The organism is Amycolatopsis palatopharyngis (genome assembly GCF_003385185.1).
Classification (GTDB): domain Bacteria; phylum Actinomycetota; class Actinomycetes; order Mycobacteriales; family Pseudonocardiaceae; genus Amycolatopsis; species Amycolatopsis palatopharyngis.
In genome coordinates this window covers 15,824-37,312 of the sequence record NZ_PQHZ01000009.1, presented here as the reverse complement: position 1 = coordinate 37,312, position 21,489 = coordinate 15,824, and the positions used below count along the sequence as shown (strand labels likewise).

At 67.5% G+C, this 21,489-nt stretch carries 17 protein-coding genes and 1 tRNA gene; 9 read left to right on the top strand and 9 right to left on the bottom strand.

The window, feature by feature from the left end; genetic code table 11:
• Positions 1-4 precede the first annotated feature (4 nt).
• The 5 genes from D0C15_RS09180 to D0C15_RS09160 form a co-directional block, all read right to left on the bottom strand.
• Entirely contained in the window at positions 5-1,474 is a 1,470-nt protein-coding gene (locus D0C15_RS09180) for a peptidoglycan D,D-transpeptidase FtsI family protein (RefSeq protein WP_116042879.1), read from the bottom strand.
• A complete protein-coding gene (locus D0C15_RS09175; protein ID WP_116042877.1) occupies positions 1,471-2,955 on the bottom strand; it encodes an FtsW/RodA/SpoVE family cell cycle protein in 1,485 nt (494 codons plus the stop codon). Before D0C15_RS09175 ends, D0C15_RS09180 begins: the two co-directional genes overlap by 4 nt.
• Positions 2,955-4,334, bottom strand: a complete 1,380-nt coding sequence (locus D0C15_RS09170) for a PP2C family protein-serine/threonine phosphatase (RefSeq protein ID WP_116042875.1) — start codon at positions 4,332-4,334, stop codon at positions 2,955-2,957. The genes D0C15_RS09175 and D0C15_RS09170 overlap by 1 nt, the downstream gene beginning before the upstream one ends.
• Complete coding sequence (locus tag D0C15_RS09165; RefSeq protein WP_116042872.1) at positions 4,331-4,795, bottom strand: FHA domain-containing protein FhaB/FipA; 465 nt, start codon at positions 4,793-4,795, stop codon at positions 4,331-4,333. Before D0C15_RS09165 ends, D0C15_RS09170 begins: the two co-directional genes overlap by 4 nt.
• 258 nt (positions 4,796-5,053) lie before the next feature.
• Positions 5,054-6,373, bottom strand: coding sequence for an FHA domain-containing protein (locus D0C15_RS09160; RefSeq protein ID WP_116042870.1), 1,320 nt, complete (start codon positions 6,371-6,373; stop codon positions 5,054-5,056).
• Between the two features lie 127 nt (positions 6,374-6,500).
• Between D0C15_RS09160 and D0C15_RS09155 the strand changes: the two genes are divergently transcribed.
• Positions 6,501-6,586 (top strand) — tRNA-Leu (locus tag D0C15_RS09155).
• 363 nt (positions 6,587-6,949) lie between these two features.
• On the top strand, positions 6,950-7,321 hold the full coding sequence (locus tag D0C15_RS09150; RefSeq protein WP_162829968.1) for a hypothetical protein: 372 nt from the start codon (positions 6,950-6,952) through the stop codon (positions 7,319-7,321).
• A gap of 62 nt (positions 7,322-7,383) precedes the next feature.
• On the opposite strand, the gene D0C15_RS09145 is transcribed toward D0C15_RS09150, so the two are convergent.
• Together D0C15_RS09145 and D0C15_RS09140 are read right to left on the bottom strand one after the other, a co-directional pair.
• Positions 7,384-7,755 carry an FKBP-type peptidyl-prolyl cis-trans isomerase gene (locus D0C15_RS09145; RefSeq protein ID WP_116042866.1) on the bottom strand — a complete coding sequence of 124 codons (372 nt, stop codon included), beginning with the start codon at positions 7,753-7,755 and terminating at the stop codon, positions 7,384-7,386.
• 78 nt (positions 7,756-7,833) lie between these two features.
• Positions 7,834-8,874: a fatty acid desaturase family protein gene (locus D0C15_RS09140; RefSeq protein ID WP_116042864.1), complete on the bottom strand. Its 1,041-nt coding sequence runs from the start codon at positions 8,872-8,874 to the stop codon at positions 7,834-7,836.
• A gap of 182 nt (positions 8,875-9,056) precedes the next feature.
• On the opposite strand from D0C15_RS09140, the gene D0C15_RS09135 reads away from it, so the two are divergent.
• The 4 genes from D0C15_RS09135 (at position 9,057) to D0C15_RS09120 (ending at position 15,951) form a co-directional block, all read left to right on the top strand.
• Entirely contained in the window at positions 9,057-12,260 is a 3,204-nt protein-coding gene (locus tag D0C15_RS09135; protein WP_116043187.1) for a penicillin acylase family protein, read from the top strand.
• A 40-nt stretch (positions 12,261-12,300) separates the two neighbouring features.
• Positions 12,301-13,335 (top strand): SGNH/GDSL hydrolase family protein, encoded by a 1,035-nt coding sequence (locus tag D0C15_RS09130; protein WP_211323132.1) that lies wholly within the window; start codon positions 12,301-12,303, stop codon positions 13,333-13,335.
• Positions 13,332-14,399, top strand: a complete 1,068-nt coding sequence (locus D0C15_RS09125) for a trans-sulfuration enzyme family protein (protein WP_116042862.1) — start codon at positions 13,332-13,334, stop codon at positions 14,397-14,399. The genes D0C15_RS09130 and D0C15_RS09125 overlap by 4 nt, the downstream gene beginning before the upstream one ends.
• A gap of 346 nt (positions 14,400-14,745) precedes the next feature.
• Positions 14,746-15,951: a thioester domain-containing protein gene (locus D0C15_RS09120; protein WP_116042859.1), complete on the top strand. Its 1,206-nt coding sequence runs from the start codon at positions 14,746-14,748 to the stop codon at positions 15,949-15,951.
• A gap of 127 nt (positions 15,952-16,078) precedes the next feature.
• Here the strand turns inward: D0C15_RS09120 and D0C15_RS09115 are convergent, their stop codons facing one another.
• Complete coding sequence (locus D0C15_RS09115) at positions 16,079-17,146, bottom strand: patatin-like phospholipase family protein (RefSeq protein WP_116042857.1); 1,068 nt, start codon at positions 17,144-17,146, stop codon at positions 16,079-16,081.
• A 4-nt stretch (positions 17,147-17,150) separates the two neighbouring features.
• Entirely contained in the window at positions 17,151-17,909 is a 759-nt protein-coding gene (locus D0C15_RS09110; RefSeq protein ID WP_116042855.1) for a FadR/GntR family transcriptional regulator, read from the bottom strand.
• A gap of 88 nt (positions 17,910-17,997) precedes the next feature.
• Here D0C15_RS09110 and D0C15_RS09105 point away from each other — a divergent pair, with 88 nt between their 5' ends.
• From D0C15_RS09105 to D0C15_RS09095, 3 genes are all read left to right on the top strand, one after another.
• Entirely contained in the window at positions 17,998-19,494 is a 1,497-nt protein-coding gene (locus tag D0C15_RS09105; protein ID WP_116042852.1) for an ABC transporter substrate-binding protein, read from the top strand.
• The gene (locus tag D0C15_RS09100) at positions 19,491-20,438 is read left to right on the top strand and encodes an ABC transporter permease (protein WP_116042850.1); all 948 of its coding nucleotides are present in this window, start codon (positions 19,491-19,493) and stop codon (positions 20,436-20,438) included. The genes D0C15_RS09105 and D0C15_RS09100 overlap by 4 nt, the downstream gene beginning before the upstream one ends.
• Positions 20,439-20,582: 144 nt before the next feature.
• Positions 20,583-21,416, top strand: a complete 834-nt coding sequence (locus D0C15_RS09095; RefSeq protein ID WP_245975661.1) for an ABC transporter permease — start codon at positions 20,583-20,585, stop codon at positions 21,414-21,416.
• Positions 21,417-21,489 lie beyond the last annotated feature (73 nt).

The following is a 21,489-nucleotide window of genomic DNA, read 5'->3' as shown; positions in this document are numbered from 1 at the left end:
CTGACTACCCACCCCCGAGTGCGGCGTTGATCGTGGCCCGGCCGATCGAGGCCGCGACGGAACCACCGGTAGCGGCGAGGCCGCGGTTACCACCGGACTCCACGATCACCGCGATGGCGACCTGCGGGTTGTCGGCCGGGGCGAAAGCCGTGTACCAGGCGTGCGGCGGGGTCTCCTTCGGACTGACACCGTGCTCGGCGGTACCGGTCTTCGAGGCGATCTCCAGGCCTTCGCGCTTGCCGCCACCCTTCGTGTTGTTCTCCGACGCGATCATCATGTCGCGCAGGACGGTGGCGTGCTCCTGGGACATCGCGGCCTCGCCGGTCAGCTCCTCAGGGGCGAACTCCTCGATGTCGGACAGGTCCGGGGCGATGTAGGCGTCCACGAGCTGGGGCTTCATCGGTACGCCGCCGTTGGCGACGGTCGCGGACAGCAACGCGACCTGCATCGGCGTCAACCGGACGTCCCGCTGACCGATCCCGCTCTGGTAGAGCTCCGGCCCACCGGTCAGGTCGCCGAGCGCGGAGGGAGCGACACGAAGCGGGATCCGCAGATCGGTCATCCCGATGCCGAACCTGGCGGCCGCCGCCCGCAGCTTCTCCGCGCCGAGCTCGTTCGCCAGTTCCGCGAACGCGGTGTTGCACGAGTAGGCGAGTGCGGCCGCGAGAGTGTCCCCCGGGCACGTCTGGTGGCCGAAGTTCTCCAGGTCGGCGTTGACCCCCGGAAGCTGGACCTCAGCGGCGTTGGTGACCTTCGTGTCCGCCGTCATGCCGTTCTCCAGCGCGGCCGCGGTCACCACCAGCTTGAACGTCGAACCGGGTGGATAGGTCTCCGAGATCGACCGGTTGACCATCGGGTTCGCCTCGTCCTCGGTGTAGGCGGTCCAGGCCTCCTCCTGCACGTCGGAATCGTGCGAGGCGAGCTTCGCCGGGTCGTAGGACGGCGTGGAGACCATCCCGAGGATGTCGCCGGTCTTCGGGTCAAGGGCCACCACGGCACCCTGGTAACCGTTCTCCACCATCGAGTTGTAGGCCGCTTCCTGCACCTCGGGGCGAACGGTCACGCGGACGTTCCCGCCACGCAGGTCGCGGCCGGTGATCATGTCGGACAGCCTGCGGACGAACAGCCTTGGATCGGAGCCGTTGAGGATCTCGTCGGCGGCCCGTTCGAGTCCGTACGGGCCGTAGCGGATGGAGTAGTGCCCGGTCACCGGCGCGTACATCGGCCCGTTCAGGTAGGTCCGGATGAAGTTGTACTTGTCGTCCGAGGGCTTCACGCCCGCGAGGATCTGCCCGCTGTCCGAGGACACGATCTGACCCCGCTGCCTGGAGTACTCGTCCAGCAGCACCCGCTGGTTGCGGCTGTCCGCCCGGTAGTCGTCGGCCTTGACCACCTGGATGTAGGTCGCGTTCACCAGCAACAGCGTGACCATGACCAGCATGGCGACGCCGACCTTACGCAGTGGCGTGTTCACCTGGCCCCCTCGTGTCCGCCGGCAGCACCGCCCGCTCCGTCCGGCCTCTGCACCATCACGGTGTGTGCTTCAGCCAGCGGCGCCTGCTGTTGCGGACGCGGCTTGGCCGTGGTCTGCGGGCGTCGTGCGGCATCGGAGATACGCAGCAGCAGGGCGACCAGAATGTAGTTCGCCAGCAGCGAGGAGCCGCCGTAGGACAGGAACGGGGTGGTGACACCGGTCATCGGGATGAGTTTTGTTACCCCACCGACGATGACGAAGACCTGCATGATGATCGCGAACGACAACCCGCCGCCGAGCAGTTTTCCGAAGGTGTCGCGGACCGCGAGAGCGCTACGCATCCCGCGCATCGCGAGCAACAGGTAGATCATCAGGATCGCGCTGAGCCCCATGAAGCCCAGTTCTTCACCGAGCGCGGCGGTGATGAAGTCGGTGTTGGCGGCAGGCACGATCTCCGGCCTGCCCGCGCCGAGTCCCGTGCCGCCGAGCCCGCCGGTGCCGAGCCCGAAGAGCCCCTGTGCGATCTGGTAGCCGCCGCCCGCGTCGTTGTAGGTCTCCAGCGGGTCGATCCAGTTCGCGACGCGCTGCTGCACGTGGGTGAACAGGCTGTAGGCGATGATGCAGCCCGCGAAGAACAGGCTCAGCCCGACGACCACCCAGATGATCCGCTCGGTCGCGACATAGAGCATCACCAGCACGACGCCGAAGAACAGCAGCGAGGTGCCGAGGTCCTTTTCGAAGACGAGGATGCCGAGGCAGGCGATCGCCGCGATCAGGATCGGGCCGAGGTCACGGGCGCGCGGCAGTTCGACGCCGAGTACGCGCTTGCCCGCCGCCATGAACAGATCCCGCTTCGAAACCAGGAACGAGGCGAAGAAGATCATCAGCAGGATCTTCGCGAACTCGGACGGCTGAATGGAGAAGCCGGGCAGCTTCAGCCAGACCTTGGCGCCGTTCACCTCGGACAACGAACTGGGCAGCAGTGCGGGCAGGGCGAGTGCGACGATCCCGATCAGGCCGAACGTATAGGCGTACCTGGTCAGCGTGCGGTGGTCGGAGATGACGATCAGCACCGCGAGGAACAGGGCGAGCGCGATGATCGTGAACAGCACCTGCCGCGGCGCACTGGCGGTGTAGTCGGGGTCGTTCACCGCTTCCGCAAGGTCGATCCGGTAGATCATCACCAGGCCGAGGCCGTTGAGCAGCGCAACGCAGGGCAGGATCAGCGGGTCGGCATAGGTCGCCCAGCGCCGGACGGCGAGGTGCGCGACCGCGAAGATCGCCAGGTAGGCCATCCCGTACCAGAGCAGCGACCAGGACAGCTCCTGCTCCTGGTTGGCCTGAACGAGGATGAACGCGCTGGTCACGATGAACGCGGCAAACGCGAGCAGCATCAGCTCGGTGCCCCGCCGGCTCGGCAGTTCGCGCGGGGGGTTGGTGGCGTACTGGCTGGCCTGCGGCGTCGAAATGGGTTGGCCCATCAGCGATCACCTGGTGTGGGCCTGGGGCGGCAGTCCACCCCCGGCTGCCCACCCTGCTGCGGCGCCGACGGCGCATTCGCCGAGGTCGACTCGTTCGGCTGCTCGGCCCCGCCGACGACACCGCCGGACTCGGGCTGCTCGGGCTCGCAGTAGTCCAGCACGTTGTTCCTGCGAAGCGTGTCGATGTACTGCCGGGCCTCGGCGAGACCGTCCCGCTTGACGCCGTTCGTGACGGCGGCACGGGCGTCCTGCTGCAGGTCCGTCAGGCGCAGGTCCTCGCAGAGGGCCGCCTCCGGCGGACAGGAGCCCTCCGCCTTCCGATGCAGGTCGAATCCGAGGATGCTGCCCTGCACGCCTTGGAAGATGACCACCTCGGAGTCGGGAGCCGCTCCGACGTAGTACTGCCGGAGGACGAAGTATCTGGTGGCGATCGCCGCGGCGGCCAGCAGGATGAGCGCCAGTCCCAGCGCTACCAGCAGCCGTATCCGCCTACGGCGTTTGGCTTTTGGGTCTGACTCCGGTTCTTCGGGTTCGACCCGTTGTGGTTGTGGCGGTGGTGCGGTGAGCGCACGCGCCCGCGCGGCGGGGGAATCACCCTGGTGGTTGTGCTCGTCACTGCCGTCACCCGCGGCACCGCCCACGATCGGGGCGTCCTCGCCGAAGTCGACGTCGACGACGTCCGCGATGATCACGGTCACGTTGTCCGTGCCGCCGCCCTTGAGGGCAAGCTCGATCATCCGATCGGCACAGTCCTGGGCGTCGGGGATCTGGATAGCGTCGGCCAGCGTCTCGTTGCTGACCATGCCCGAGAGTCCGTCGGAGCACAGGAGGTAGCGGTCGCCCGCCCTGGCCTCCCGCACGGTGAGGCTCGGCTCGACCTCGTGTCCGGTGAGCGCCTTGAGCAGCAGGGACCGCTGCGGGTGGGTGGCGGCCTCCTCCTCGGTGATCCGGCCCTGCTCCAGCAGCTCGTTGACGAAGCTGTCGTCGCGGGTGATCTGCGCGAGCTGGCCACCCCGATACAGGTAGGCGCGGGAGTCCCCGACATGCACCAGCCCGAGCCGGGTTCCGGAGAACAGCACCGCGGTCAGTGTCGTTCCCATCCCGTCGAGATCGGGGTCACCGGCGACCAGTTCGGAGATCGCGGCGTTGCCGTGGGACACGGCCTCGCGCAACTGGGACAGGAGGTCATCGCCCGGCTCGTCGTCGTCGAGCGGGGCGAGTGAGGCAATGACGACCTTGCTCGCCACCTCACCGGCGGCGTGGCCGCCCATGCCGTCGGCAAGGGCAAGCAGGCGTGGGCCGGCGTAGACGGAGTCCTGGTTGCTGGAACGAACCAGGCCACGGTCGCTGCGGGCCGCGTAGCGGAGGACGAGGGTCATGGGCGAAGCTCGATCACCGTCTTGCCGATCCGGATGGGGACGCCGAGCGGGACTCGGAGGGGTGCAGTGACCTTAGCCCGGTCGAGGTAAGTGCCGTTCGTCGAGCCCAGGTCTTCGACATACCAATCGTCACCGCGTAGTGACAGCCTGGCGTGCCGGGTGGAAGCGTAGTCGTCGTCGAGCACGAGTGTGGAGTCATCTGCCCGACCGATCAGGATCGGCCTTCCGTCCAGCGCGATCCGCGTTCCGGACAGCGCGCCGTGCGTGACGACGAGCTGGCGCGGGGTCTTGCCGCCGCGAGGTCTCTTGGCTTCCTTGTTCCGGCGGAACCCGGGAACCTGAACACGCAGGCCGGAGGCCGCGTAGAGGTCCGAGCGAACCACGCGTAACGCGGTCAGCACGAACAGCCAGAGCAGGATGAGAAAACCTACCCTGGTGAGTTGAACGACCAGCTCTGGCACCTGTTGTGTCAGCTCCCGCCTCGTCGCGCCCGGCTCGCGGCGCGTGTTCGCCGCGAGTCCCCCTTGAGGTCGCCATTATGCGCCGACGCCCGCACCCGAACTGTGCGGGATCGCCGGGTCTGCCTTCCTCTGGTCCGCGAACCTCGTGAATCAGCCTTCGCCGGAGGCTCAGAGCCTGCGGCGAGAACTCGGGTCCGCGATCGAGTCGCCAGGGCTCTGACTCCCAGGCACTGTCCAGTTCTACTGCTCGACGCCCTTTCAGCCCTGCGTCCGAAACACCAGGGACGAGTGCCCGACTCGGATGACATCGCCGTCCGCGAGCTGCCACGTCTGCACGGGCGTGCCGTTGACGGTGGTGCCGTTGGTCGAGCCGATGTCCGCCAATGTCGCGCTCTGGCCGTCCCAGGTGATCTCCAGATGCCTGCGGGAGACCCCGGTGTCCGGCAGGCGGAAGTCGGCGTCCTGACCGCGGCCGACGACGTTGCCGCCCTGCTTGAGCGAGTACGTGCGGTTGGAACCGTCGTCGAGCTGGAGGCTGGCCGCCAGCTGGCGGTTGCCACCCTGCACGGCGGGAGGCGCGTAACCCTGCTGGGCATACGGGTCCGGGGGTGCCTGCTGGGGGAAGCCACCACTCTGCGGCGGCGGTCCGGGTGGCATGGGTGGCTGGCCCGGCTGGCCAGGTTGGCCATAGCCCTGGTCGTAGCCGGGCTGGCCGTAACCCTGGTCATAACCCGGCTGGCCGTAGCCCTGGTCGTAACCCGGCTGGCCGTAACCCTGGTCATAACCGGGCTGAACTCCCGGCTGGTCGTAACCGGGTGGCATGGGTGGCTGTCCGGGCTGGCCAGGTTGGCCATAGCCCTGGTCGTAGCCGGGCTGGCCGTAACCCTGGTCATAACCGGGCTGGCCGTAACCCTGGTCATAACCCGGCTGGCCATAGCCCTGGTCATAACCGGGCTGGCCGGGTTGTCCGGGCTGGCCGTAGCCCTGGTCGTATCCCGGCTGGCCGGGCTGACCAGGTTGGCCAGGTTGGCCATAGCCCTGGTCGTATCCGGGCTGACCCGGCTGTCCGTAGCCGTACTGGCCTTGCTGTCCGTACGGGTCGCCCTGGTCGTACTGGCCGTAGCCGGGAGGCTGGCTCATTGGTGGGTCTCCTGCGTCGCTGGTTCGTGCTGACCGCTGTGCGCCACCGGCGTTCTGTGCCGAGACGTCGGGATCCACGGTCGAGCGGGTCTTGAACTGTCCAGTATGCAGCGCCTCGTTGCGCTCGAGCGAGACTACGACGTCACCATAGGTGTCCCAACCGTGCTCGGCGAGGTGTTCCGCCACCGCATCGGCAAGCACTTTCGTGACTCGTTGTTCATCGCCTGCCATCCGATCGTGGTCGGCGGCCCCCAGCGACACGATGTAGTGATTCGGGGCGAGTTGCCGGCCGCCCGCCAGCTCCCGAACATTGCCCTCACTCTCACGCTCCAGCGCCTGCGCCACTTCCTGTGTGACGACGTTGCCGCCGAACATCCGCGCGAAGGTATTGCCCACGAGGTCCTCAAGGCGCCGATCGAAGCGCTGTACGCGGCCCACCGGGACATCTCCTTCTGTACGTATGTGCTTACCAGGCGATCGTATCTGGATTGAGGCGGTTAGACACCGGGGCCGGTGAAACCCGATCCGGGCGCCTGATACGCTTCTCTGGCTGTCGCAGTTGCTCGGGCGAGTGGCGGAATGGCAGACGCGCACGGTTCAGGTCCGTGTGTCCGAAAGGACGTGAGGGTTCAACTCCCTCCTCGCCCACCATGTTCGAGGACCTTTGGTCCTCTTCCCTTCGGGGAAGGTCGTTCGTATCTTCTGGGGCTCCGCCCCAGACCCATGGCCTCCTCGCCCACCATGTTCGAGGACCCTTGGTCCTCTTCCCGGTGTCCCTACCCACACTGGGGGCCGAGCCCCCAGACCCCCACGGCGCGGATTGCTCGCCCTGGCGGGCGTCGAGGGTTCCCCGCGGTCATCACTGGATCGCTTTGCTGGGCTTGTGTCTTGTCTCACTGTGTTTGCGTTCTGGATTTTTGCGGTTGTGTTGGGGGCTAGCGTCGGCTCTTCCTGATGATCATCGTGGTCCGGTCACGAGCTGGGGTGCGGTGGACTTGTGGAAGGGGTGGATTTATGAGGCGATACCGAGCTGCTGTCGCGCTGGGGTTTGCTGCGCTTGGCACAGTGGCGCTGGCGCAGCCCGCGGCCGCGGACTCGAAGTCCTGGTCCTGCGTCGGGGTGTACGGGGGCGAGGCGTGCTTCCGGTCGTACGGGGACGATCTCGCCGCCAACGACACGGTGGCCGACGGCAGGCGCGCGGTGGTGCGCTGGCACGTGAACTACAGCCGCTCGACACCGGACTGTGTCGACAAGAACGGCGCGAACAACGGTAAGCGGATCTGCTACCACGACATGCGTGAGGGCAAGACGATCGCGTTCCGCGTGGTGATCATGGACGGCAGCGACCCGATCCGCGGTTCGGACTACGTCGAGATGGAGATCTGAGCCAGGGGACCGGCCGCATCCCGGCGGGAACTCGAAGTCGAATTCCCGCCGGGGTTCCGGTCTCAGCCGACGCCGACGAGATCCACGACGAAGACCAGTGTCTCGCCGGGCTTGATGACGCCGCCCGCGCCACGATCTCCATAGGCCAGGTCGGGCGGGATCACCAGCTTGCGACGTCCGCCGACCTTCATCCCCTGCACACCCTGATCCCAGCCGGGGATCACATGACCCGCTCCGAGGGTGAACTGCAGCGGTTGCCCGCGGTTGTAGGACGCGTCGAACTCCTCGCCGGTGGAGAACGACACACCGACGTAGTCAACGCTGACCGTGTGGCCCGCCTGAGCTTCGGCGCCATCGCCAACCGTGAGATCGACGGTCTGCAGCTCGGTGGGCGGAGTGCCTTCCGGGCGGTCGACCTCGGGCTTCTGCGCCATGCGTTGCTCCTTCTTCGTGTGTATGGGTCACCGTCCACCAGGCATGCGGACGGTGTCCCACGGTAACCGGGCGCCCGGTTACCTTTCCTGAAGCTGGTGCGCGTGTTCCCTGCGGATCGGCTCACCGACCTGGTGCAGGTGTCCGAGGGCCTCCCGCCAAGAATCGACGAGCCCGGTTTCGTGGTACGGCAGGCCCAGTTCGGTGCAGTAGTTACGAACGAGGTGCTGCGCCTTCGGCAGATTCACTGTCGGCAGGTGCGGGAACAGGTGATGCTCGATCTGATAGTTCAGCCCGCCCATCGCGTGATCCACGAATGGGCCACCGCGCACATTGCGCGAGGTGAGGACCTGCCTGCGGAGGAAGTCGAGCTTCTGGCCCGGTTTCAGCATCGGCATGCCCTTGTGTCCGGGAGCGAAGACCGATCCCATGTAGACACCCCAGAGTCCTTGGTGGACAACGAAGAACACGAGCGCCTTGGCCGGTGACAGGACGAGCAGAAGCGCGGAGACATAGAGCGCGGCATGGGTGAGCAGCAATGCCGCTTCCAGACCCCTTCGTTTGAGGCCGGGCCGCAGTACCGCCCTGGCGCTGGCGTAGTGCAGATTCAGCCCTTCCAGCGTCAGCAGCGGGAAGAAGAGGAAAGCCTGCCAGCGGCCGAAGAACCTGGGTATTCCCTTGGCCGCCCGTGCCTGGTCCTCGGACCAGACCAGGATGTCCGGCACCACGTCAGGATCGAGCTCCTCGTGATTGGGATTGGCGTGATGGCGGGTGTGCTTGTCCATCCACCAGCCGTAACTCATCCCGACACAGAGATTCCCCGCGAGCCGTCCGGCGGTCTCACTCGGCTTCCTGGTGCGGAACACCTGCCGGTGGGCGAGATCGTGCGAGACGAGCGCGATCTGGGCGAACATGATCGCGAAGAATCCCGCGAGCAGCAGCTGCAGCCACGAGTCGCCGAGCGCGAAGAACGCCACCCAGCCACCGACGAACAAGGTCGCGATCACGCCGATGCGCGCCGTGTAGTACCCGGGGCGCCGGTCGAACAGGCCCGCTCGCTGTACCCGGCGGGACAGTTCGGCGAAGTCGCTGCCGGTGCGTACAGCGTTGTCGATCGTCATGCAATCGACTCTCGTCGCCCTGGCGGCCAGTTGTAAGCCCGCTGCCACCCCGGCCGGGGGTAGGGCCAACCCCCGGATCGACGTAGTCCAGAAGGGGGGCGGAACGCGAAAAGTCTTCACAAAATGAAGTACTCGTGGGTAACGTGCCGCGCGTCACGACCAACGGCGCGAAAGGTGCGGTCATGCGGGCACGTCTGGCAGCGATCATCTCCACAACCGCGCTCGCCGCTGGCCTGGCGACGGCGCTTCCCGCGCAGGCGGCGCCGGAGCCCGAGGCGCCCGCCCCGGCAGTCGCGCCCGCTGGCGATTTCTGTGTCGGTCAGTGCTCCGACATCCTGCCGCCGGGTCAGAACGGCAACGCCACGCTCGCCCAGATCCTCGCCCACCAGACACTGGGTACCCGGCCCGCGCATTCCGCCGATCAGCTCGACGAGTACGCCGCGCTGGCGGACTCCTACGGCGGCCTGACCACCGATACCATCAACGACTTCTTCAACGACGCCTCGTTCGGCGTCCCCGCCGACCAGGTGGGCAGCACGATCAAACCCCGCGAGGACGTCACGATCATCCGGGACAAGGCAACCGGCGTCCCGCACATCTACGGCACCACCCGCTCCGGCACGGAGTTCGGCGCCGGATACGCGGCCGCGCAGGACCGGCTCTGGCTGATGGACGTGCTGCGCCATGTCGGCCGAGGTCAACTCACCCCGTTCGCAGGCGGGGCCGAGGGCAATCGTGCGCTGGAGCAACAGTTCTTCAGCGCGGCGCCCTACACGGAAGAGGAACTGCGGCAACAGATCTCCGACGTCGCCGGGTCCGGGCCGAGAGGTGCGCAAGGGCTCGCCGACGCACAGGCCTATGTGGACGGAATCAACGCCTACATCGAAAAGGCCCACAGTGGCCGGACCTTTCCCGGCGAGTACGTCCTGACCGGTCATGTCGACCCCATCACCAATGCCGGTGAAATCAAGCCGTTCAAGCTCACCGACCTGGTGGTGCTGGCTTCGGTGGTCGGCGCCCAGTTCGGCGCGGGTGGCGGAGGTGAGGTGCAGGCGGCCATCGCCAAGCTCGCGATCCAGGAACGCTACGGCCTCGAAGAAGGTGAGCGGATCTGGCAGAGCCTGCGCGAGGAGGACGACCCGGAAACCGTACGTACCCTGCATGATGGCCAGAGCTTTCCGTACGGCAAGGCGCCCGCCGATCCGCAGGGCACCGCGATGCCGGAACCGGATTCGGTGACCGAGCAGCAGCTGGTGTTCGATCCCAGCGGTTCCGCGGCCGACGGGCCCTCCGCTGAGGCGGATGTGCCCGTACCCGCCGAACTCGAGCCGGCTCGCGGCATGTTCGCCGAGGGAGTGCTGCCGGAGAACCTGCTCTCGGACAAGCACGGTATGTCCAATGCGCTCGTCGTCTCCGGCGCACACTCGGAGAGCGGGAATCCGGTCGCCGTATTCGGCCCGCAGACCGGCTACTTCGCTCCGCAACTGCTGATGCTGCAGGAGTTGCAGGGGCCGGGAATCAGCGCTCGCGGCGCTTCCTTCGCCGGGCTGAGCTTCTACGTACTGCTCGGCAGGGGTCAGGACTACGCGTGGAGCGCCACGACATCGGCACAGGACATCGTCGACACCTACGCACTGGAACTGTGCGAACCGGGCGGCGAGCCTGCGACGAAGGAGTCGAACCACTACCGGTACCGGGGCCGGTGCCTGCCGATGGACGTGGTCGAGCGGACGAACTCCTGGCAACCCACCATCGCCGATCCGACACCAGCGGGTTCGTACACGTTACGCAGCTTCCGGACGAAGTACGGGCCGGTCACGCATCGCGGGGTTGTCGATGGCACGCCGGTGGCCTACGCATCCCTGCGGTCCACGTACTTCCACGAGGTCGACTCGCTGATCGGTTTCCAGGAGTTCAACGACCCGGCCGCGATTCGCTCCGCCGAGGACTTTCAGCGAGCTGCGGCGAAGGTGAACTACACATTCAACTGGTTCTATGCCGACGCGGACGACACCGCGTACTACAACTCTGGCGCCAACCCCGTTCGTAAATCCACTGTGGATCCGAGCATGCCGGTCCGCGCGGACGCCGCATTCGACTGGCAGGGCTGGAAACCGGAGGGCAACCAGGTGCGGGTGACGCCGTTCGCCGAGCACCCGAACTCGATCAACCAGGACTACTACATCAGCTGGAACAACGCGCAGGCCGAGGACTACGCGGCGGCCGGGTACGAGAAGTCCGCCGTGCACCGGGGCGACCTGCTCGACACCAGGGTCCGGGATCTGATCGCCGGCGGCGGCAAGGTCACCAGGGCCGAACTGACCAGGGCGATGGCCGAGGCCGCGCTCGTGGATCTGCGCGCTGAGCAGGTGCTGCCGCATCTCCTGCGGGTCATCGATACGGCGGACTTGCGCGATCCGGCGGCAGCGGCGGCCGTCGGCAAACTCCGCGCCTGGCTGGACGCGGGTGGCCTGCGGGCGGAAACCGCTCCGGGCAGCAAGGCCTATCACCACGCCGAGGCCATCAAGATCATGGACGCCTGGTGGCCCATCCTGGTGCGGGCACAGTTCGAGCCCGGCCTCGGCGCCGAGGGCTTCGCCGAGATGACCCGGGTGCTGAAGGTGGACGAGGCGCCCTCCGATGTCATCCACCGCGGCTCGGCCTATCAGGCGGGCTGGTGGGGATATGTCGACAAGGACATCCGTCAGGTTCTCGGTGACCCGGTGCGGGAGCCGCTCGGCGATCGGTTCTGCGGGGGCGGTGATCTGGTCCAGTGCAGGCAGATCCTGGTGGATACCGTCACGGAGGCCGCGGCCACGCCGGATACCGAGGTCTACCCGGGCGATTCGGACTGCGACGCGGGCGATCAGTGGTGCGCCGACTCGATCATCCACAGCCCGCTCGGTGGGATCAACCAGGACAAGATCAGCACCCAGAACCGGCCGACCTTCCAGCAGGTGGTCGAGTTCCCCGCGCGACGAGGGGACGACGTCGCGAACCTCGCGGCCGCCAGACCGGTGAGCGCCACCAGTTTCGAACGCGGCTGGTACCACCTGCCACCTGAACGAGCGGTGGACGGCGACTACGGGACCAGGTGGGCCAGCGACTGGAACGACGACGAGTCGATCACCGTGGACCTCGGAAGTGTGCGTCCGGTGGCGCGGGCGGTACTGCACTGGGAGTCTGCCTTCGGCAGCTCCTACAAGATCCAGCTCTCCACTGACGGGACGCGGTGGCGGGACGCGACCATGGTCGCCGACGGCAACGGAGGTACCGACAACCTCGCTTTCCCCGCCGCCGACGCCAGGTTCGTCCGGATGGCCGGCGTCCAGCGCGGCACCCGATACGGCTACTCGTTGCACGAGTTCGAGATCTACGCCCACTGACGTTCCGATTCCCGCGAGTCGTACGAGTTGGAGGTACCCGGTGCACAGGACCAGGTTCGCACTGTTCACGGCGGCGACGTTGACGACGGCAGCGCTGACGGCCGCGGCGGGGCAGGCCTCCGCATCGGGGACGCACCAGGAGGCCATCGACTACGTGGCGCTCGGTGATTCCTACACCGCCGGACCGCTGATCCCGTTCCAGCGGCTCGATCCGCTCGGTTGTTTTCGCTCGACCAGTAACTACCCGGCCTGGCTCGCCGACCACCTCGACGTCCGCAGCTATACCGACGTCAGTTGCAGCAGCGCCGACACCACCGATATGACCGGCAGCCAGCCACTGCCGGTGTTCGGCGCTCAGCCGCCGCAGTTCAGCGCACTCGACTCGGGGACCGACCTCGTCACCATCGGCATCGGAGGCAACGACTTCGGCGTGTTCGGCGAGTTGATCAGCGTCTGTCCCGAGCTGGCCGAGAGTGACCCCACTGGTTCCCCGTGTCAGGACACGTACACAGTGGACGGCATCGACACGATGAAACAGCGCATCGAAGGCACGCAGGACCGGGTGGTGGAGGTCCTGCGGGGCGTACACGAACGGTCTCCCCAGGCCACGGTCGTCCTGGTCGGCTATCCCCGGATCGCCCCGGAGACCGGCTACTGCCCGGACATCCTGCCGTTCGCCGATGGTGACCTGCGCTGGCTGGACAGTGTCGAGCAGACGCTGAACACCGCACTCGACACGGCGGCGAACATCGACGGGGACACGGTCTTCGTCGACACCTACACCCCTTCGGCAGGACACGACGCTTGCGCGACCGGCGGGGCCGCCTGGATCCAGGGCAAGGACACCGACCTGTTCCGCGCCGCTTCCTATCACCCACTCAGGTCGGGAATGGTGGGTGTGGCGAGCATCATCGCGAACACGCTGGCGGGTCAGTCCGCGGACGCGGCCCCCGCCGAACGAGCTCTGCGCACAGCGGACAGCAGGCGGCCGCACAGCACCATGGGGGAGCCGGTGGCCACACCGGGACTCACCCGCGAATACCTCGGGAAGGTTCCCGGTACCGTGGCCGGGTGAGCGAACACGACTGGACACCACGGACCAAGGCCATCGCGCTGGGGCGACCGACGGCCGCGGGTGAGCCGCTGAACGTGCCGATCTTCCCCGCGAGCACCTTCGGTGCGGGGACGGACCGCGCGTACTCACGTGAGGACGGCACCCCGACGTGGGAGGCGCTCGAGGACACGATCGGCGCGCTGGAAGGCGGCTACGCCACGGCGTTCGCCTCCGGCATCGCGACGCTGGCGGCGGTTCTCGACGTGCTGCCGGTCGGCGCTCGAGTGGCGGTGCCCAGCTTCAGCTACGCGGGTACCAGGGGCTCGCTCGCGCACGCGGAGCAGAGCGGGAGGCTGCGGGTCACCCAGCTCGCCCCGACCGACACCGCGGGCTGGATCGAGGCCGCGGGCGGCCACGACCTGCTGTGGCTGGAGTCGCCGACCAACCCGACGCTCGAGTTGATCGACATCGAGGCGATCGTCGCGGCCGCGCGCAAGCAGCAACACCGGCCGCGCGTCGTCGTGGACAACACCTTCGCGACGCCGTTGGGCAGGCAACCGCTCGCGCTCGGCGTGGATCTCGTCGTGCACAGCGCCACCAAACTGATCGGCGGGCACAGCGACCTGCTGCTCGGCCTCACCGTCGCGGCGGACGAGGGGCTGGCGCGCGAGCTGCGCGACGCGCGCACCCGAGGCGGTGCCACCCCCGGCGCGCTGGAGGCGTGGCTCGCGCTGCGCGGCCTGCGCACACTGCCGGTGCGCCTGGCCGAGGCCACTCGCAGCGCCGCGGACCTGGCTGAGCGACTGGCCGGGCATCCGCGCATCACCGCGGTCCGGTACCCCGGCGAGGGGGCGATGATCGCGTTCGAACTGGACGGGGCCGATACGGCCGACGCCGTCTGCCGGGCACTCACCCTGATCCGGCACGCGACCAGTCTCGGCGGCGTGGAGAGTTGTGTGGAGCGCCGCGCCTCCCTGGCCGGCGATGCGCACGTGCCCGCCGGGCTCATCCGGTTCAGCGTCGGACTCGAACACCCCGACGACCTCTGGCGCGATCTAGCCACCGCCCTCGACAACCTGCCCTGAACTGCCCGCCCCGCACCCCCAGAGCTTGGAGCGTCTGCAAGTACCACCAAGCAAGATCGACATCTCCTTTTTCTGCAGCCAAGTGCCAAGCTTCCGCATTCCAATTCTTCGTCGCGGAGAGCAATGCGGATTTAAACGCAAAGCTACTTGAATATTAGATCATTACTCCGATTGGACTAACGAGAAAAACAATGGGGGGAGGTTGCTGGCGCAATTTCGCTTCTGTGTAGGCTTCGGCATCGTTCGACTGGGTGAATTTTCTCGAACGGTGCCCTCCTCATCTGCGACCGGCAGCGGCACCGCACGGCTCTTGATGGACGCAGTCCGGAAATCGCTAAGGAGACACATGCGCGGCAAGACAATTCTCACGCGCACCGGCGCAGCCGTTCTCGGCGCGTCGATGGCGCTGATGGCCGGGGCACTGCCCGCCGTCGCGGATCAGGCGCAGGGCAAGCTCGACAAGACCGCAGGCGTCAGTGGCTTCAAGGTCAACGTCGAGGGCATGCCGAACCTGTCGACCGCGTTGTTCGGTCTGCGCCTCGAGGGTGGTGACCTGCTCAAGACCTACTGCGTCCAGATCGAGGTCGATATCCGCGACGAGGACAAGGACCTGGTGCGCGGCGAGGTCCCGTGGGACGAGTTCCCCAACGAGCACTCGCCCTTCCACGAGAACCGCGAGAAGATCAACTGGGTGCTGCACCACGGTTACCCGGCCGTGGAGGTCGATGCGCTGGAGAAGCTGCTCACCGACGAGGAACTGACCTTCGACGAAGGCCTCAGCGTTCCCGAGGCGATCACCGCGACGCAGGCCGCCGTGTGGCGGTTCAGCGACGGGAAATCGCTGGACGAGGCGAACCCGACCCCGCAGAACCCGGCGGCCAAGAACGACGTGCTCGCGGTCTACAACTACCTGACCGGGGACAAGAACGTCGGCATCGGCCAGCAGCCCTCGCCCACCCTCGAGGTCAGCCCGGAGGAGGCTTCCGGGGAGGCTGGTGACCGCGTCGGACCGTTCACGGTCAGCACCAGCGGCGACATCACCGAGATCGTCTCCGAACTGCCGGAGGGCGTCACTCTCATCGACGCCGAGGGTGCCGAGATCAACCCCGAGGACGTGACGGATGGTACCGAGGTGTTCTTCGATGTGCCCGCCGACGCCGAGGAGGGCAGCGGCACCTTCGAACTGACCGTCAACGCCGCGGTGGACACCGGCAGGCTGTTCGTCGCGAGCGACTACCAGGAGCACCCCTCGCAGTCATTGATCGTGGCCGCCTCGGAGAAGACGTCGCTGTCCGCGGGTGCGACCGCCAACTGGACCGCGAAGCCGGTCGAGACGACGACGACCCAGCCGCCGGTCGAGACCACGACCCCGCCGGCCTCCAGTGAGGTCGCTGCGCCCCCGACCACGCAGGCCCCGGTCAACCCGCAGGCCAATGAGGACGATCTGGCGCAGACGGGCTTCTCCGCGATGACGCCGCTGCTGCTCGGCGGTGGGCTGCTGGTCGCCGGTGGCGCGACGCTGCTCCTGCTGCGTCGCCGTAACGCCGCCTGACGAATCCGGCGTAAGCACGCCTGAACAGCTGCAAAACACGGGCCTGGGGCCGGTTTCCACGGAAGCCGGCCCCAGGCCCGTCCGCGTATCCCAGGCCTCGCACTTTCCCGGGAAAGTGCGAGGCCGGTCAGCCGACGCCCGCGTGCGGGTAGGGGTACGCCATCGGGGCAGGGGCCGAGGGGGTCACCCAGCGGCGCATACCCGCATCGCAGATCGCGTATCCCCAGTTGATCAGCCGCTCCTGCAGCACGGATGGAGTCGTGTGCAACCTGGTGGGCACCCTGGCCAGCTCCAGCGTCTGCGCCAACGGGGCGGGCAGCGTGTCGGACAGGCCGTAGTTGGCGATATCGCTGTAGCTGCCCCAGTAGGCCCCGCCGAGAGTTCCGTCCCGATAGGACTCCAGCAGCGAGCTCTTGCGCAGGCTCCGCACCTGGTTGTCCACAATGTCCAATGTGCGGAGCAGTTGACGCAGCCAGTCCCGGGGAACGTGCCGAATCTCCTTCATACGCAGGCCGCCGTCACTGACCAGCACGTTCCGGCTGAACTCGAGTGCGGGATCGAGAGCGAGGTTGTCGAACACCCCGCCGTCGGAAAGCACCACGTTGCCCCGCCTGCTCCGCACGACGACAGGGGAGAGCAGCGGCGGGAAAGCCGAGGACGCGGCGACCGCCGTCGCCAGCGGCAGATCCGGATCGGCGGGTCGCTGCAGGACGGTCCCGGCTTTGGAGAACCGCCACAGCGCGCCGGTCTGCATATTGGTCGCGGTGAACACGAACCGTGGTGACTCCGGGAGGTCGCGCAGTCTGCGGTCGCCGAAGAGGTGCCGGCGAAACGAGCCGGCCAGCTCTTCGCCGACACTGCGCCAGGGTCTGACCAGTCCACGAAGGATCGCCCAGACGTCGATGCTCGTTTCCGCCACCGCACGCACCGGTTCCACCACATGAACGCCGAAGTTCACCGCGACGCCGTCCCGGAACCGGAGTTCCGGCCAGGCGTGAGCGAGTACGCCGGCAGTGATCGCTCCGCTGGACACACTGGAGATCATCGAAAGGGTCGGCAGTGTGCCCAGTTCGTTGAGCCGCCAGAGCACGCCGGTATGGAAGAGCATGGCGCGGTACCCGCCGCCGGACAGGCACAGCCCGATATCGCTACCCCCGATGCCGTGCCCGAGTTGGTCACGGGGGCGGTCGCGCATGACCTCACCCTATAGACGGCGCACGCAACAGCGGCTCCAGCATCGCCCGCTGCTCGGCGGGGACGTACTCGGCGTAGTAGTCGTAGAGCGCGCGGCGGGCGAGGCCGCAGGCCAGTGCTCCGTCCTGCGTGCGCACCGCGGCCAGGACCTCGGTGTGGTGCGCCAGCGAAGCCCGCATCAACGCACGCCGGTCGTCGGCGTGGGCCAGTTTGTCCTCGATCAGCTCCAGCACGACCCCCCTGACCACCTCACCGCACACCACGAGCAACGGGTTCTGTGTGGCGCGCGCGACGATCTCGTGGAACGTGACATCGGCCTGGCTGAACTCGGTGTAGCCGTGCTCGACGTGCCGTTCCATGTCCGCGAGTGCGGCCGCCAACTCCTCCAGTTGCTCGTCCGTGCGTAGTTGCGCCGCGAGCAGGAAGGCCGAGCCTTCCAGCACCATCCGGAACTGCAGCAGCTCGGCGAGGCCGAGGTGGCGCGCGCGGGTCAGCCGGTGCATCGACTTGTGCAGGGTCGCGGGGGAGGCGGCCAGTACCTCGGGGCCGCGGGGGTCGCCGGGCCGGGAGCGGATCACCGCGCTTGCCTGCAGAACCCGCAGCGCCTCGCGCACGGTCGAGCGACTCACGCCGAACTGCGTCATCAGCTCACGCTCACCGGGCAGGCGCGCGCCCGGAGCCAGCTCGCCGGTCAGCACCGCCTGCTCGATCTGCTCGACCACGCGCTCGTATGCGCGAACGGTTTCGACGGGTTCGAATCGCACGGTTCCACCGATTCCTCTTGACCACCGGGGGGTCAAGTGCAAACCTGGGCTACTGGTCCGACCAGCATACTACCTTGGGTGGGTATTTATGCGAGTTCGATTCGCGGCAGCGGCCTTCGTGCTGCTCCTGACCGCTTCGGCCTGCTCCGCGGGCTCCACCGCTTCGGTCGGAGACGGTGAGTCGACGCTCGCGGTCGGTTTCACCGCGGAGCCGAAGAATTTCGACTTCACCACCACTGACGGTGCCGCCATCCCGCAGGCGTTGCTCTACAACGTCTACGAGGGTCTGGTGAAGCTGGACGCGGAGGGCGAGATCGTGCCGCTGCTCGCGGAGTCGTGGACGATCAGCGACGACCGCAAGGTCTACGACTTCCAGTTGCGCGAGGGGGTGACCTTCGCCAACGGCGACGAGTTCACCGCCGAGGACGTGAAGTTCTCCCTCGAGCGGGTCAGCAGTGACTGGACGGTTTCGCTGAAGTCCAAGATGGACGTCGTCGAGCGGGTCGAGGCCGTGAGCCCGACGCATGCGCGCGTGGTGCTGAACAGGCCGAGTAACGCCTGGTTGTTCGACCTCACCGGCAGGGTCGGGGCGATGTTCAGCCCCACGGCCGTCGACGATCTGGCGAACAACCCGGTCGGCACCGGCCCGTACGAGGTCGCGCAGCGCCGCAGGGGCGATTCCATCGCGCTGCAGCGCCGCTCCGGCTACTGGGGCACTCCGCCCGCATACGAGACGGTGATCCTCAAGTACTTCCAGGATCCGACGGCGATGAACAACGCCCTGCTGAGCAACGGCATCGACGTGATCTCCTCCATCACGGCGCCGGACTCCATTCCCCAGTTCGAGGCGGACACCCGGTTCGACGTTCTGCAGGGCACCACGAACGGCGAGGTGGTGCTGTCCTACAACAACGCCCGCCCACCGCTGGACGACCCGAAGGTGCGGCGGGCGCTGACCCTCGCCATCGACCGCGAGGCGCTGCTCGCGACCGCGTGGGCGGGCAGGGGAACGTTGATCGGCAGCATGGTTCCACCCACCGATCCTTGGTACGAGGACCTTTCCGGCTACTACCCGCATGACCCCGACAAGGCGCGGCAGCTACTCGCCGAGGCTGGACAGGAGAACCTGACCCTGCGGCTGCGGGTGCCGAACCTGCCCTACGCACTGTCCTCGGCGCAGGTCGTGGCGTCCGAATTGGACAAGGTCGGCGTCGGAGTCAGCATCGAGCCGCTGGACTTCCCCGCGGTCTGGCTGCAGCAGGTGTTCACCGGCCAGGACTACGACATGTCGATCGTGCAGCATGTCGAGGCGCGCGACATCACCACGTTCGGCGATCCGGACTACTACTGGGGCTACGACAACCCACGGGTCGGGGAACTGCTCGAGGAGGCCGATGTGGGCAGCCGGGAGCAGCAGATCGAGCGGATGCGCGAGGTGGCCCGCACGATCACCGAGGACGCCGCGGCGAACTGGTTGTTCCTGTTCCCCAATGTGGTGGCGGCCAAGAAGTCGGTGACCGGCCTGCAGCGCAACCAGGTCAGTGAATCCTTCGATCTGACCGGGCTCGGGAAGGCGGAGTCATGATCTTGCCGATCCTGCGGCGGACCGCGATCTTCATCGGCAGCGTGCTGGTGGCCTCGGTGGTCGTCTTCCTGTTCATGGTCGTGCTGCCCGGCGACCCCGCGCAGGTCGCACTCGGCGTGAACGCGACGCCGGAGCTGGTAGAGCAGACCCGGCAGGAGTTCGGCCTCGACCGACCGCTGGTCACCCAGTACCTGGACTGGATGGGCGGCATTCTCAGTGGTGACTTCGGCCGTTCGTACGTGACGCGGGAGGACATCGGCCCGCAGTTGCTCGACCGGCTCGGTGTCACCCTCTGGCTGGTTGGCGGCGGGATGCTGGTGGCGCTGCTGATCTCGGTGCCGCTCGGCACGATCGCCGCGGTGCGTCACCGCAGGCCCAGCGGCGCGGTGGTGTCCGGCGTGTCCCAGATCGGTATGGCCGTTCCCGCGTTCCTCGCCGGAATCCTGCTGGTGCAGGTCTTCGCCATCCAGCTGGGCTGGTTGCCCTCCGGTGGCTGGACCCCGCCCGTTCGTGATCCGGTCGAGTGGCTGCGCGGCATGATCCTGCCGGTGCTCTCGCTCGGACTGGTGCAGGGTGCGGTCGTCACCCGCTACGTCCGCTCGTCGGTGCTCGACGTGCTCGGTGAGGACTATCTGCGTACGGCCCGCTCGAAGGGGCTGCGCCCAGGGCAGGCGCTGGTCCGGCACGGACTGCGCAATGCCGCCGTTCCCGTGGTCACCGTGCTGGGACTGCAACTGGCGACGCTGCTGGTCGGCGCCGTGGTGGTGGAGCGGGTGTTCGTGCTGCCCGGTCTCGGCAGCATGCTGCTCGATTCCGTCTCCTCCCGCGATCTGCTTGCGGTGCAGGGGATCGTGCTGGTGCTGGTCGTCGGCGTGCTGCTGGTGAACTTCCTGGTGGACGTGCTGTATGCGGTCCTCGACCCGCGGCTACGGAGGCAGACATGAGTGACACTTGCGAAGCCGGGCTCATGGTTGCCGACCGGGTGCGGGTGTCCCGCAAGTCACGGAGGCAGACATGAGTGACACTTGCGAAGCCGGGCTCATGGTTGCCGACCGGGTGCGGGTGTCCCGCAAACTACGGAGGCAGACATGACCATGATCGGTACGCGGCCGCGCAGCGCGAGTCTGGTGATCGGTGCGGTGCTCGTCGGCCTGGTGGTGCTTGCGGCGCTGGTGTCCTTCCTCTGGACACCGCACGATCCACTGCTCGTCGAGGCGAACGCCCGCCTGCTCGGGCCGACCGCCGACTACGTCCTCGGCACCGACCGGTTCGGCCGCGACGTCGTCAGCCAACTGATGGTCGGCGCCCGCACCACGCTGTACGTCGGCATCGTCGCCGTGGGGATCGCGGCGGTGATCGGCACCCCGCTGGGAGTCCTCGCCGGTATGTCCCGCAACTGGCTCGGCGAGCTGGTGATGCGGGCGAACGACCTCATGCTGGCGTTTCCCGCGCTGCTGCTGGCGATCATGCTGGGCGCGGTCTACGGTGCGAGCACGCTGACCGCGATGATCGCGATCGGCATCGCCACCATCCCGTCGTTCGCGCGTATCGCCCGGTCCGGGACGTTGCGGGTGATGAGCACCGAATACGTCCTCGCCGCCCGCGCCGCGGGGCGGTCCCGGCTGTGGATCGCCTGGCGACACGTCCTGCCGAACATCTCCGGGTTGGTACTGGTGCAGTCCTCGGTGTCGTTCGCGATCGCGGTGCTCGCCGAGGCGGCACTGTCGTTCCTCGGCTTCGGTACCCGGCCGCCGACGCCGTCCTGGGGACGCATGCTGCAGGAGTCGCAGGAACTGCTCGCCATCGCGCCGAGGCTGGCGCTCGTGCCCGGTATCGCCATCGCGATCGCGGTGCTGGGCTTCAACCTGCTCGGCGACGGCTTGCGCGACCGGTTCGATCCGAAACTGGAGGCTCGGAGATGAGCGACCGGCACCGTAAGCGATTCGGGTACGGCACTGAGCGATGTGCAGCCCGCCGGCGAGTGAGGCGAGAGAC